We start from the raw sequence: 13,059 nt of genomic DNA, 5'->3' as shown, positions 1-13,059 counted from the left end.
TAAAAATCTTTATAAAATGGATAATTGCTGCGATGGTGTTTTCTGATTTTCTCTGACGAAGGCTGTCGCGCCTGTTCTCGTCATCTCTTTGATGCCATATGGTCTCACCAGATCAATGAATGCCTCAACTTTTTCAGGATCACCAGTGACCTGAACTGTGATCACGTTTTTACTCATGTCGATCACCGTTGCCCGGAAAGGCTCGATAATACTGGTGATTTCACTTCTGACTGCAGGCGGTGAAAGTACTTTAATCAGTGCCAATTCTCTGGTCACAATCGCCTTATCAGAAATATCATTTACTTTTAGCACATCAATTTGTTTTTGCAGTTGTTTCAGCAGTTGTTCAAGCTTCCTCTGATCTTCCACATGAACAACGAAAGTCATTTTTGAAATGCCAGGCTGTTCAGTGTGTCCAACAGTAATGCTCTCAATGTTGAACTGCCTTTTCATGAGTAATCCTGTGACCCGGTTCAGTACGCCGCTTTGATTAATAACTGTTGTTGTGATCACACGTTTCATCATTTCACCCCTAACATTTCATGCAGCCCTTTTCCTGGTGCAACCATCGGGTATACATTTTCAATCTGTTTTACCCTGCAGTCGATCAGGACCGGCTTATTTGAATTCATTGCTTTTTCGAATATTTCATCTGCCTCATCCAGACTGGTTACTTTATAACCTTCAAGGTCATAAGCTTCTGCAAGCTTTACAAAATCAGGCTGTGATGGCATGAGTGACTGCGAATATCTTTCCTGATAGAACGTCTGCTGCCACTGCCTTACCATACCTAAACACTGATTATTCAAGATGACAACTTTTACCGGAATTTGACTTTCCTGCAATAGTGACAGTTCCTGCAGCGTCATCTGGAAGCCGCCATCTCCTATGATAGCGATGACTGTTTCTTTCGGTTTTGCAAGCTGTGCGCCAATGGCTGCCGGAAAGCCAAAGCCCATTGTGCCAAGTCCGCCTGATGTCACCCAGTGATCAGGATGATTGAACTTATAATATTGTGCTGCCCACATTTGATGCTGCCCAACATCGGTAGTGACGATTGCATCTCCGCCGGTATGTTTGTGAAGCAGTTCAATTGCTTCCTGTGGGAGGATCCCTTCTTCTTCTTTCTTATAATGAAGCGGGTATTCTTCCTTCATGCTGTTCAGATGGTTCGTCCATTTTTCAATCCCGTCCGATTTGATTCCAAGCTTTAATAATGCCTGCAGTGCTTCTTTTGCATCTGCAACGATTGGAATATCCGTCGGGACATTTTTGCCAATCTCTGCCGGATCAATATCAATATGGATGACTTGTGCATTCGGTGCAAAGTGTTCAAGGTTTCCGGTTAAGCGATCGTCAAAACGGGCACCGAAGTTGATTAACAAGTCACATTCACAGATCGCCATGTTTGCGGCATATGTGCCATGCATACCAGCCATACCCAGGAATTGTTCGTGCTCACCGTGGATCGTTCCGAGACCCAGCAGTGTATTAGTAACCGGTATTCCGGTTTGTTCAATAAAAGCAGTCAACTCTTCTGAAGCTTTGGCATGAAGCACGCCTGCTCCTGCAAGCACGAGCGGCTTTTCAGCCTTTTGAATTGCCTGCGCTACTTTCTGAATCTGCAGAAAATTTGGTGTAGTCGTAGGCTGATAACCCGGCAGATTCACTTCCGTCTGCTTTACCTCAGCCATTGTAAACACTTCATTTGATACATTTTTCGGGATGTCAACGAGTACCGGTCCCGGTCTGCCTGTCGATGCGATATGAAATGCTTCATGAATAATTCTCGGCAAATCATTTACGTCTTTCACCTGATAGTTATGCTTTGTGATCGGCTGAGTAATGCCAACAATATCTGCTTCCTGAAAAGCATCAGTTCCAATTACTGCACTTGCCACCTGGCCTGTAAACACAACGAGCGGCAGCGAATCCATCATTGCATCGGCAATGCCTGTTACCAGGTTAGTAGCACCCGGCCCGGATGTTGCGATCACAACGCCTGTTTTACCTGAAACCCTTGCATATCCTTCAGCAGCATGGATCGCTCCCTGCTCATGTCTTGCGAGAATATGCGGGATCGGGTTCTTATACAGTGCGTCATAGATCGGGAGCACTGCGCCACCCGGATACCCAAAAATCATTTCCACACCTTCGTTTTGAAGAGATTGAATAAATATATCCGCTCCCTGAACTGCCTGCTTCTGTACATCACCGCCAAGTGCTTCTGCCTGTTTCGCATTTACTTGCACACTCATTGAAACATGCCTCCTTTAAATCCTTTTTTAAACAAATGAAAAAGCCTTTCAAACCCATACAAATAGACACGTGATCCTTTGTATAGGGATGAAAGACTTTTCATGGTACCACCCTACTTCGCAGCAAAAGCTGCCTCATGAACAGATAACCTGTTCTTTGATAACGAACAAATGTCCGTGAACACCTACTGCAAATTTTCAGTGTTCCACTCCGAGGGGATGTCATACACAGCTGGCAATACCGGGTTCCACCAATCCCGGCTCTCTGTAAAAGCCCATTGCTGCGTACTTTAACCTCATCAATGATTTAACGTATAATTGCTTTAACTCACGAAAGTTAAGCGATAAAAAAGTTAACCTGCATTTAATGCTGAATTATATACCTTTACACCGTCTTTAATGACTAATTCTCTGAAAGATTCAAGTAAATCGTTTGTTACTTTTCCAGGGACACCTTCACCTACAACGCGTCCATCCACTTTTACGACTGCAATGACTTCCGCTGCAGTACCTGTTAGGAAAACTTCATCTGCTACATATACATCATGTCTTGTAAATACTGCTTCTTCCATCTCATAACCTTTATCTTTTGCCAGTTCAATAATTGCATTTCTTGTAATCCCTTCAAGTGCCCCCACATAACCGGGAGGCGTCAGGATCTTATTTCCTCTGACAATAAAGATATTGTCAGCAGAACCTTCTGCTACGTAACCCTGATCATTCAGCATCAATGCTTCAGGTACACCTGCGAGACCGGCTTCAATTTTCACTAAGATGTTATTTAAGTAGTTCAGTGATTTTACTTTCGGGCTCAATACATCTGAACGGTTTCTTCTGCTGGCAACTGTAACAATTTCAATGCCAGTTTCATAAAGCTTTTTCGGAAACAGTGCTAAGGATTCAGCGATGACAATTACACTTGGTCTCTTACATGTAAATGGATCAAGTCCAAGGTTGCCAACACCACGTGATACAACTAATCGGATATAACCGTCTTTCAAGTTGTTCTTCTGCAGTGTCTCAATAATAATCTGCTGCATCTCCTCTTTGGTATAAGGGATTTCAAGCAGAATTGATTTAGCAGAATCATACAGCCTTACAAGGTGTTCTTCGAGGCGAAATACATTTCCATTATAGGAGCGAATACCTTCGAACACCCCATCGCCGTATAAGAAACCATGATCATAAACTGAGATCTTAGCATCTTGTTTTGAAACAAATTCTCCATCTAGAAAAATTAATTGTTCACTCACCTTATTCACTCCTTCCATCGCTTTATCGTTGCCCGTAGGCTTGAATTGTTGACAATCATAACGCGGATATACAAGTCCGTCAACAGCTGAAAATTAAGTTTTTTGACAAATTAGAATTTTTAAATAAAATGTAATCGTTTACATCATTGATACTATGCGATACTGTGCATTTTTTTGCAGATCAAAATTTTTTTATTTTTACATGTACATGTGAGGTAAATTTGAGCGAAATGCCTTTACAAAGGTGTCTTGACAGCTTTTAAATTTAAAAATTACAGATAAATCACCAATTTTTAGATGTTTAAAATCATATACAATTTTAAGAATTTATATACAATATTATTCATTATATCTTTTTAGAACCGCATATCTAACGAAAATATTTATGCAGTTTCAGCTTTCCATTAAAAAGAAAAGACACCTGGGATCAGGTGTCTTTTCTGATATAGAGGAAGTTTCACTTCGTTCCTTATCCATTGTATTAAACTGTGCCTTTAGCCTGCTCACGTCTTAATCTGATCTTATAAATGATCAGGATAAGTGCTGCAATAATCAATCCTTCTGTGACTGGTAAAAAGACCGCCAGAAACGTAAGAACTGTACACCCTAAAATCAGAAACAGATAAATCAGTGCAGATTTCAGCGGTGGCAGCTTTTTCGCAAAGCCAAGCTTATAGACGACAATTGACAATAATATAATCGTGAGGTAAAGATACCACATTCCTGCATCAGGGTTGGCATCAACTCTGTACAGCGCAGGAAAAAATGATAAGCGGTCTTCTACATTCACCATGGAGGTTGTCAGCTCCTCTTAATTATTTGCCTGCTTCAGCGTACTTTTGCTTTTTCTGAGCACGCTCACGTTCGTTTTTATCAAGAATCTTTTTGCGGATTCTGATTGTCTCTGGCGTAATTTCACAAAGCTCATCATCATTCAGATACTCAAGAGATTCCTCAAGCGTCATCAGTCTCGCTTTTTTAAGTGTAGTTGTCTGCTCTTTGTTGGCAGAACGGATATTATTAGCTGCTTTGATCTTTGTTACATTAACAGTCAGGTCATTTTCACGCGTGTGCTCTCCAACAACCATTCCTTCATATACTTCAGTACCAGGTTCAATAAAAATTGTACCGCGGTCTTCAACGCCAAGAATTGCATACTGTGATGCCTGGCCTTTATCCATAGATACAAGTACTCCGGCACGACGTCCACCGACGCGTCCCTGCTGCATTGGCTGGTAGCTGTCGAATGAGTGGTTAATGATACCGAAACCACGTGTAATTGTCATAAACTCAGTTGTATATCCAATTAGACCACGTGCAGGAATCATAAATACAAGACGTACCTGACCGTTTCCGTTATTCACCATATCAAGCATTTCGCCTTTTCTTGCACCCATTGATTCAATAATAGAACCAGTATTATCTTCAGGCACATCAATTTGAACGCGCTCAACCGGTTCACAGCGGACACCATCAATTTCACGTACGATTACCTGAGGTTTAGAAACCTGCAGCTCATATCCTTCACGTCTCATGTTTTCAATCAGAATTGAAAGGTGCAGTTCACCACGACCTGATACAACCCATGCATCAGGAGAATCAGTCTGATCAACACGAAGACTTACATCTGTTTCAAGCTGCGCTTCCAGACGTTCTTCGATTTTACGTGCAGTAACAAACTTACCTTCACGTCCTGCAAATGGACTGTTGTTGACAGAGAACGTCATCTGTAGAGTCGGCTCATCAATACGCAGTACAGGAAGTGCTTCCTGATGGTCTACAGGTGTAACTGTTTCCCCTACGTTAATGTCTTCCATTCCGGATACTGCAATTAGATCTCCGGCTTTAGCTGACTGGATTTCTTCACGCTTAAGGCCGAAGAAACCGAATATTTTTGTAACACGGAAGTTTTTCACACTGCCGTCAAGCTTCATTAATGAAACCTGTTGTCCTACTTCAATCGTTCCTCTGAATACACGACCGATTCCGATACGGCCTACATAGTCGTTATAATCAAGAAGAGCAATCTGGAATTGAAGCGGGTCAGCACTGTTATCAACTGGTGCAGGAATGTTCTCTACAACTGAATCATACAGACACTCCATCGTCTCATCCTGCTGTTCAGGGTCCAGACTTGCTGTTCCATTAATTGCCGAAGCATAAACGACCGGGAATTCAAGCTGATCTTCGTTCGCATCAAGTTCGATGAATAGTTCAAGTACTTCATCAATTACTTCTGCAGGACGGGCAGCGTCACGGTCAATTTTGTTCACAACTACAATTGGTGTCAAATTCTGTTCAAGCGCTTTTTTCAGTACAAAGCGGGTCTGTGGCATACAGCCTTCATATGCATCGACTACAAGAAGAACACCATCAACCATTTTCATGATACGTTCCACTTCTCCACCAAAGTCTGCGTGTCCAGGTGTATCGAGAATGTTAATACGTGTATCTTTATATTGAATCGCAGTGTTTTTCGCAAGGATGGTAATACCGCGTTCTCTTTCAATGTCGTTCGAATCCATTGCACGTTCGTCTACATGCTCATTTGATCGAAAGATACCTGATTGTTTCAATAGCTGGTCTACTAAAGTTGTTTTCCCATGGTCAACGTGAGCAATAATTGCAATGTTTCGTAAGTCTTGCCTAAGATTCGTCATTATTTCACTCCTGTTTTTACGTTCTAATCTTTTCTAACTGTACTATTGTATCACAATAGGTGGAATTATAGAAATGAATTATGTAAAATGACTGTATAGAGGAGGATGACGATGAAAAATAACATGGTATTTATCCTGTTTGCTTTTGCTGCGGTCATTGCTATGTCAGGTATTGGGATCGCAATTGCCGAGCGAAGTGCGATTGGTGCAATTATATCTATTATTGCTGTCATTGCGGTATTTGGTATGGGGTTTAAAACGAAGAAGAAGTTTCGTGAGCAGGCAGAAAGTTAATGTTAAAAAGCTGAGACAGCATTGTCTCAGCTTTTTTGTTAGCTTTGCACTGAACAGCAAGCTAATGTTTTAAATATTTGTCCAGCACTTCGCTGTGGACGGCCGGATTTCCTGCGAATACGGGGGAATTTTCGACCAGTGAAAGGTCGTTTCCTTTAAGGTCAGTGATCGTGCCTCCCACTTCTTCGATCAGTACCTTACCTCCTGCAAAATCCCACGGAGAAAGCCTCATTGTCAGGTAACCATCCAGACGGCCGGCTGCAATGTATGCCAGTTCGATGGCAGCAGAGCCATAAGACCTTGTCCCGCGGACTCTTCTGACCAGCGATGCGAATTGTTCATGATTTACCTTTTTATTCGGCACTAGCCAGGTAGCATTGATCGAAAGAATAGCTTCTTCAACCGGAACTTCTCCGAGTTGAGAAAGTCTTTCTTCATTAAGGTATGCTCCCTGCCCCTTACGTGCATGATACAACTCGTCAGCTACAACATCATAGATATAGCCGAGCATACCGACACCTTCATGAAAGATCCCGATCGATATCGCAAAATTTCTCTGCTGATGGACAAAGTTCATCGTCCCATCAATCGGGTCAATAATCCAGACTGTTCCGGCTGTGTCTTCCACCTGATCACCAAAGCCTTCTTCACCAAGTACTCTGTGCGTTGGATAATGATCTTTTATTTTCTCAACAAAATATTTTTCAATCTGTTTATCCATATTAGTGACCAGATCATTGACATTGCTTTTAGTCTGTATCTTTAACACTTCATCAAATGAATCAATGATCTTACTTCCTGCTTCTTTTATTGAACTTTTAGTGAATTGATCAATGTCATTCCAATTCTCCTCCATAAAACTTCCTCCTATATGAGACAACATAGTTAAACTGTATTAGATTCTTTTTTTATTATCAACTGTAAAGCAACGCTAAGACGAACGCTCATTGGTTAAGCGTTCGTCTTAGCGTTGCTGATACAAACTTAGTACTGAATGTTTCATTTTGAGAAACCGCCCAATTCATTCATTTCATGCCGGATTAATGAAAGCCTTTCTTTTACACTGTCGATCTCTGTTTTATTTTCAAGTTCCATTGCTTCAAACAATACTGCAAGCTCATAATCAAGCTCCATTCTGAGCACTGCGAGCCTTTCCTGTATATAATCTCTTTTTCTGGTTACCTGGATGACCTGCTTCATACCCTTCCACTCCTCTCAAAATATTGTGTTTAAAGCAGTTTATTCAATTCAAATCAGTTTATTCACAAACTTCATCTGTGCTAGAATAAATAAAGTTTCAGGCGGCCTGTTACATGTATTATAGCCACTTTAAGCAGAGCTCAAACTGATTAAACTGTTTTAAAACACAACGGAGGGTTGTTCATGACTGGCTATTTCAGTGAAAAAGATTTTGAAGTATTCAATATTGAAGGTTTAGATGAGCGGATGGAAGGCATCCGGTCCCACATTCAGCCAAAGTTTCAGGAGATCGGAGAACAGGTAGTTCCCGCTCTGTCAGATCTGACGGATGAAGAAATGCATCTCCATATCGCAAGGCATGCCAGACGTTCCGTGAATCCGCCAAACGATACCTGGATGGCTGCTGCACCAAGTAAAAGAGGGTATAAAAAAATGCCGCATTTCCAGTTCGGCCTCTGGGATGATCACTTATTTATCTGGACTGCATTTATTTACGAATTGCCTGAGAAGGAAAATATCGCAAAAACAATAATAGAAAACCTCGATGATGTGATGAAGATACTGCCTGAGGATGGTTATATCAGCATTGACCATACAAAGAAAGATGCTAAAAAAATTAGCGAAATGAACGAAGGCGATGTGTTACATGCACTTGAAAGGTTTGAAAATGTAAAAAAAGCAGAGTTTCTTGCAGGCAGAAGAATCGAAGCAGCTGAAGCAGCCAAATTGTCAAAAGAGGAGCTGATTCAGTTGATTTCTAAGACCTGGAAAGAGCTGATGCCATTATATAAAATGGGTGCCCGCGTTCAGCAGGCGTTATAGAAGAATGGTAAGTGCGCATGCACTTACCATTCTTTTATTTTGTCATAGAAATTTTATCTCCAGGCGCGCTTTCTCTTGCCTTCTTTTGTGTCCTGAAGATCGAATAGCCGCTCATTTCCTGAAACTCTCTATCAATTGTCTTTTCTTCAGCTTTACCCGGGACAATTTCTTTGAAGCGCTTATAATAATTCATAAACTCTTCTCTCTCAATTGACTTTTCATATGCTTTTTCTACTGCTTCATAAAATTTAACTGCATCAATGATTTCCTCAGTTGACCAGTCCATTGACAGTGGGTATTGGTATTCCATAAAATAAACTTCCTTTCTGACACGTACTCTTATATTTCTTTTTATGTGGTGAAATGCTATAATTCTTCTGTTATCCTTCTTTAGATAACAATACCGTTAATGAGGTGAATTTTCAATTGTCCAATACACCTTCATCTCTGCTTAATGTGGAGAGAAAAGACCATACTTTAACTCAGCATGATACACCATTATTCACTGGATTAAAAAAACACGCAGAGCGGAACCCGGTTCAGTTTCATATACCCGGCCATAAAAAAGGTGCCGGAATGGATCCTGAATTCAGAGCTTTCGCGGGTGAAAATATATTATCTATAGACTTAATCAATATCGCACCACTCGATGATCTTCATCAGCCGAAGTCCTTGATTAAAGATGCCCAGGACCTCGCTGCCAAAGCATTTGGCGCAGATCATACGTATTTCTCTGTTCAGGGGACAAGCGGTGCAATCATGACAATGGTTATGAGCGTCTGTGGTCCGGGCGAGAAAATAATCGTACCAAGAAACGTTCATAAATCAGTTATGTCTGCAATCGTTTTTTGTGGAGCAATCCCAATCTTTATTCACCCTGAGGTTGATAAAGAACTTGGTATCTCCCATGGCATTACACCAATATCTGTTGCTCACGCACTCGAACAGCACCCTGATGCAAAAGGTGTGCTGGTTATTAATCCGACCTATTTCGGCATTGCTGCTGATCTGAAAGAAATTGTAAAAATTGCACATGACCATCAGGTTCCTGTACTGGTCGATGAAGCTCACGGCGTACACATTCACTTTCACGACAGACTTCCTGCTTCTGCTATGCAGGCTGGTGCTGATATGGCTGCAACAAGCGTACACAAGCTGGGCGGCTCTATGACACAGAGTTCTGTTTTAAATGTGAAAGAAGGGCTTGTCTCACCCAAACGGGTTCAGTCGATACTCAGTATGCTGACGACAACTTCAACCTCTTATCCGCTTCTGGCATCTCTTGATACTGCCAGAAGAAGATTAGCCATTGAAGGCAAGGAACTGATTACTCAGTCAATACACCTCGCTGAAAATATTAGAAAGCGCCTTAGTGAAATCGAACAGATCAAATGTATCGGCAGTGAAATTTTAGGCACGCCTGCCACATTTGATTATGATCCGACTAAAATTATTATTTCGATTAAAGAGCTTGGCATCACAGGTTATCAGGCTGAAGTCTGGCTGAGAGAGCATTATAACCTCGAAGTAGAACTGTCTGATCTATATAACATTCTATGTATCGTGACACCTGGTGATACGCAATATGAAGCTGATATTCTTGTAAAAGCCATTCATGCACTTTCCAAAGAGTTCAGACATGACAGCAGACAGGCAGTACCTGAAGTCATTTTGCCGGATATTCCACTATTAGCAGTCACACCGCGCGAAGCGTTTTACGCAGATACAGAACTGCTTCCTCTTGATGAAACAGCAGGCAGAGTTTGTGCAGAATTCATTATGGTTTATCCACCTGGTATTCCGATCTTTATTCCGGGTGAGATTATTACAGACGATAACCTGAGATATATTCACGAGAATATTGAGGCCGGTCTTCCTGTTCAGGGGCCACAGGATGAAACATTGACTAAACTGCGCGTGATTAAAGAACACCGCGCAATCAGATAAAACCTTATAATGATAAAAAGCTGATGCATTTCGCATCAGCTTTTTCTTCCCTTATTATTCATGACGAGTTTATATGATTGCTCATCCGATCAGCTTACTCCCATCCCCATATGCTTGTAAGCGCTTCCTTTTTATTTTAACCTTCAAGGATAAAAAATACAATCCCCTTTTTAAAAGAAGAATATTCAGTTTATTTTTCAGGCAACAAAAAGTGACGCATAAGCGCCACTCTAATTAGTCCAGATATCCTTTGATTGTTTTAGGGTCAACCATCGTGAAGTCTTTCGCTCTCAGTCCTTCAACAATACCCAGTATTGCCTCGTTTGTCCATGTACGATCATGCATCAGCAGATTTGCTCCTGAAGATAAATATTCAGTATTAACCATAATATCAGTCAGTGCTTCAGCATTTTGATAATCAGCTTCCCAATCATATCCGTAGGTCCAATTCATGAGTACCATTCCCTCTTCTTTGGCAAGTGCTTCAGAAAAATCTGTATTCGCTCCAAATGGCGCTCTGAAAAATTTCGGGCGTTCTCCGATGATATCTTCTACACGGTCACTTAAAGAAATAATTTCTTCACGCTGCTCTTCTTCAGTCAGATCCCGCATATTCGGGTGACTGTATGTATGATTACCGATCGGGAAACCAAGCTCGTGAATTTCTTTCAGCATTTCTTCTTCTTCCGGTGTATCAAGGAAATGGCCGTTTACGAAAAAGATAGCCGGAGCATCCGCTTCATTAAGTTTCTGAGCCATCTCTACAGCATGCTGATCCGGCGCATCATCAAATGTAAGAAGCACTACGTTTTCAGGTGCGTCACTAATTGGCGTCACTGACCAGTTGGCTTCATTGATTTCATACAGCGTTTCAACTTTTTCTTCAGGGATCTCTTCCTGCTCCTCAGGTTCAGCCTCTTCTACTTCCTCAGTCTCTTCAAGCACTTCTGTCTCTTCTTGAATTGTTTCTTCCGTATTTTCTTCTGCAGCCACTGCTTCCTGATTCTGATCTTCAGTTTGAGCTGCTTCATCTGAGCTGCATGCAGCAAGTAATAAAACTGCTGATATAGCCGCTGGTGCATAAATCTTCAAAGAATAACCTCACCTTTCAATATATGTATGTAGTGATTGTAACATACGCAGAGGCATGCTAAAGACTTAAACTATGACAATTTTAAAAAGAGCTGTGCAATTTAGCACAGCTCTTTTGGTATTATTTTACGATGTGAATTGGTGTTCCAAGAGCTACTTCTGCAGCTTCCATTGAAATTTCACCAAGAGTCGGGTGAGCGTGGATCGTCATTGCAACATCTTCAGCAGTCATACCTGCTTCAATTGCCAGACCAAGCTCTGCGATCATATCAGAAGCACCGTCTCCGGCAATCTGAGCACCAATGATCAATCCATCTTCTTTACGTGTTACCAGCTTAACAAAACCTTCAGTCTGGTTAAGAGCAAGTGCACGTCCATTCGCTCCGAATGGGAATTTAGCAGCGTTCACTTCAATTCCTTCTTCTTTAGCCTGTGCTTCATTGTAGCCAACTGTTGCAAGTTCAGGATCTGTGAAGCATACAGCAGGAATTGCAAGGTAATCTACTTCAGATTTCTCTCCACCGATTACTTCAGCAGCGATTTTTCCTTCGTAAGATGCCTTGTGTGCAAGCGGTGGTCCGTCAACAATGTCACCAATTGCATAAATGTTTTCAACACTTGTGCGGCACTGCTTGTCAGTCTTGATGATGCCTTTATCAGTCATCTCAATTCCAACCTGATCAAGACCAATTTCATCAGTGTTTGGACGACGGCCTACTGTAACAAGAACATAATCAGCATCAATTGATACTTCTTCGCCTTTTGCTTCATAGGATACTTTTACGCCGTCTTCTGATTCTTCAACGCCTTTAGCCATTGCTTTTGTAATGACATCAACGCCTTTTTTCTTAAGACCTTTTTTAACAACTGAAGTCATCTGCTTTTCGAATCCACCAAGAATATCGTCAGCACCTTCAAGAATTGTTACTTCTGATCCCATGTTAGCGTAAGCTGTTCCCAGCTCAGTACCGATGTATCCTCCACCAATAACCACAAGCTTTTTAGGAATTTCTTTCAGTGCAAGTGCGCCTGTTGAATCAAGCACGCGCTTAGAGAACTTAAATGATGGAATTTCAATCGGGCGTGAACCTGTAGCCACGATCGCATTCTTAAACTTGTAAGTTTGAGAATTCTTTTCATCCATTACTTTTACTGTTTCGCTGTCCACGAAGTATGCTTCTCCGCGTACAATTTCTACTTTATTGCCTTTAAGAAGCCCTTCAACACCGCCAGTAAGCTTTTTCACTACTCCGGCTTTCCATTCCTGGGCTTTATCAAAGTTAATTTTTACACTTTCAGCAACAATACCCATATCTTCTGAGCCTTTTGCATGCTCATAACGATGACCGATTGAGATCATTGCTTTAGATGGGATACAACCTACGTTCAGGCAGACTCCGCCCAGGTTTTCTTTCTCAACAATTGTAACCTTTTGTCCAAGCTGAGCTGCACGGATTGCAGCTACATAACCTCCAGGACCTGATCCGATAACGAGAGTATCTGTTTCGATTGGGAAATCTCCTACTACCATTG

Annotated in this window: 13 protein-coding genes and 1 other annotated feature; of the genes, 3 read left to right on the top strand and 10 right to left on the bottom strand. The window is 41.5% G+C overall.

Annotated elements, in window-relative coordinates; genetic code table 11:
- Nucleotides 1–9 precede the first annotated feature (9 nt).
- The 5 genes from ilvN to typA form a co-directional block, all read right to left on the bottom strand.
- Nucleotides 10–522 (bottom strand): acetolactate synthase small subunit, encoded by a 513-nt coding sequence (ilvN, locus tag KP77_RS08485; protein WP_041122272.1) that lies wholly within the window; start codon nt 520–522, stop codon nt 10–12.
- The gene (gene ilvB, locus KP77_RS08480) at nt 522–2,258 is read right to left on the bottom strand and encodes an acetolactate synthase large subunit (RefSeq protein WP_041122271.1); all 1,737 of its coding nucleotides are present in this window, start codon (nt 2,256–2,258) and stop codon (nt 522–524) included. Before ilvB ends, ilvN begins: the two co-directional genes overlap by 1 nt.
- Before the next feature lie 81 nt (nt 2,259–2,339).
- Nucleotides 2,340–2,570: a binding site (T-box leader), on the bottom strand.
- Nucleotides 2,571–2,611: 41 nt separating this feature from the next.
- On the bottom strand, nt 2,612–3,511 hold the full coding sequence (gene ilvE, locus KP77_RS08475) for a branched-chain-amino-acid transaminase (RefSeq protein WP_041122270.1): 900 nt from the start codon (nt 3,509–3,511) through the stop codon (nt 2,612–2,614).
- A 481-nt stretch (nt 3,512–3,992) separates the two neighbouring features.
- Nucleotides 3,993–4,304 (bottom strand): YlaH-like family protein, encoded by a 312-nt coding sequence (locus KP77_RS08470; RefSeq protein ID WP_041122269.1) that lies wholly within the window; start codon nt 4,302–4,304, stop codon nt 3,993–3,995.
- A 22-nt stretch (nt 4,305–4,326) separates the two neighbouring features.
- The gene (gene typA / locus KP77_RS08465) at nt 4,327–6,171 is read right to left on the bottom strand and encodes a translational GTPase TypA (RefSeq protein WP_041122268.1); all 1,845 of its coding nucleotides are present in this window, start codon (nt 6,169–6,171) and stop codon (nt 4,327–4,329) included.
- 111 nt (nt 6,172–6,282) lie between these two features.
- Between typA and KP77_RS08460 the strand changes: the two genes are divergently transcribed.
- Nucleotides 6,283–6,465, top strand: a complete 183-nt coding sequence (locus tag KP77_RS08460) for a DUF5325 family protein (protein WP_041122267.1) — start codon at nt 6,283–6,285, stop codon at nt 6,463–6,465.
- A 61-nt stretch (nt 6,466–6,526) separates the two neighbouring features.
- Here the strand turns inward: KP77_RS08460 and KP77_RS08455 are convergent, their stop codons facing one another.
- Nucleotides 6,527–7,321, bottom strand: a complete 795-nt coding sequence (locus KP77_RS08455; protein ID WP_041122266.1) for an inositol monophosphatase family protein — start codon at nt 7,319–7,321, stop codon at nt 6,527–6,529.
- A 143-nt stretch (nt 7,322–7,464) separates the two neighbouring features.
- Nucleotides 7,465–7,665, bottom strand: coding sequence for a hypothetical protein (locus KP77_RS08450; protein WP_041122265.1), 201 nt, complete (start codon nt 7,663–7,665; stop codon nt 7,465–7,467).
- 183 nt (nt 7,666–7,848) lie between these two features.
- On the opposite strand from KP77_RS08450, the gene KP77_RS08445 reads away from it, so the two are divergent.
- A complete protein-coding gene (locus KP77_RS08445; RefSeq protein WP_041122264.1) occupies nt 7,849–8,487 on the top strand; it encodes a YktB family protein in 639 nt (212 codons plus the stop codon).
- A gap of 34 nt (nt 8,488–8,521) precedes the next feature.
- Here the strand turns inward: KP77_RS08445 and KP77_RS08440 are convergent, their stop codons facing one another.
- Nucleotides 8,522–8,797 carry a UPF0223 family protein gene (locus KP77_RS08440; RefSeq protein ID WP_041122263.1) on the bottom strand — a complete coding sequence of 92 codons (276 nt, stop codon included), beginning with the start codon at nt 8,795–8,797 and terminating at the stop codon, nt 8,522–8,524.
- Nucleotides 8,798–8,913: 116 nt separating this feature from the next.
- Here KP77_RS08440 and KP77_RS08435 point away from each other — a divergent pair, with 116 nt between their 5' ends.
- Nucleotides 8,914–10,434: an aminotransferase class I/II-fold pyridoxal phosphate-dependent enzyme gene (locus KP77_RS08435; RefSeq protein WP_327063113.1), complete on the top strand. Its 1,521-nt coding sequence runs from the start codon at nt 8,914–8,916 to the stop codon at nt 10,432–10,434.
- Nucleotides 10,435–10,668: 234 nt separating this feature from the next.
- Here KP77_RS08435 and KP77_RS08430 read toward each other — a convergent pair whose 3' ends face one another.
- Both KP77_RS08430 and lpdA read right to left on the bottom strand, forming a co-directional pair.
- On the bottom strand, nt 10,669–11,526 hold the full coding sequence (locus KP77_RS08430) for a polysaccharide deacetylase family protein (RefSeq protein WP_041122262.1): 858 nt from the start codon (nt 11,524–11,526) through the stop codon (nt 10,669–10,671).
- A 121-nt stretch (nt 11,527–11,647) separates the two neighbouring features.
- Nucleotides 11,648–13,057 carry a dihydrolipoyl dehydrogenase gene (gene lpdA, locus KP77_RS08425; RefSeq protein ID WP_041122261.1) on the bottom strand — a complete coding sequence of 470 codons (1,410 nt, stop codon included), beginning with the start codon at nt 13,055–13,057 and terminating at the stop codon, nt 11,648–11,650.
- Nucleotides 13,058–13,059 lie beyond the last annotated feature (2 nt).

Source organism: Jeotgalibacillus alimentarius (genome assembly GCF_000829445.1).
Lineage (GTDB): Bacteria > Bacillota > Bacilli > Bacillales > Jeotgalibacillaceae > Jeotgalibacillus > Jeotgalibacillus alimentarius.
The sequence above is the reverse complement of the archived record's forward strand: the minus strand, read 5'-3'. Positions and strand labels throughout refer to the sequence as shown.

Excerpts from the sequence above, each read along its gene's own strand:
- ilvN (WP_041122272.1), bottom strand. The coding sequence starts at position 522 with ATGAAACGTGTGATCACAACAACAGTTATTAATCAAAGCGGCGTACTG.
- ilvB (WP_041122271.1), bottom strand. The coding sequence starts at position 2,258 with ATGAGTGTGCAAGTAAATGCGAAACAGGCAGAAGCACTTGGCGGTGAT.
- KP77_RS08470 (WP_041122269.1), bottom strand. The coding sequence starts at position 4,304 with ATGGTGAATGTAGAAGACCGCTTATCATTTTTTCCTGCGCTGTACAGA.
- typA (WP_041122268.1), bottom strand. The coding sequence starts at position 6,171 with ATGACGAATCTTAGGCAAGACTTACGAAACATTGCAATTATTGCTCAC.
- KP77_RS08460 (WP_041122267.1), top strand. The coding sequence starts at position 6,283 with ATGAAAAATAACATGGTATTTATCCTGTTTGCTTTTGCTGCGGTCATT.
- KP77_RS08455 (WP_041122266.1), bottom strand. The coding sequence starts at position 7,321 with ATGGAGGAGAATTGGAATGACATTGATCAATTCACTAAAAGTTCAATA.
- KP77_RS08450 (WP_041122265.1), bottom strand. The coding sequence starts at position 7,665 with ATGAAGCAGGTCATCCAGGTAACCAGAAAAAGAGATTATATACAGGAA.
- KP77_RS08445 (WP_041122264.1), top strand. The coding sequence starts at position 7,849 with ATGACTGGCTATTTCAGTGAAAAAGATTTTGAAGTATTCAATATTGAA.
- KP77_RS08440 (WP_041122263.1), bottom strand. The coding sequence starts at position 8,797 with ATGGAATACCAATACCCACTGTCAATGGACTGGTCAACTGAGGAAATC.
- lpdA (WP_041122261.1), bottom strand. The coding sequence starts at position 13,057 with ATGGTAGTAGGAGATTTCCCAATCGAAACAGATACTCTCGTTATCGGA.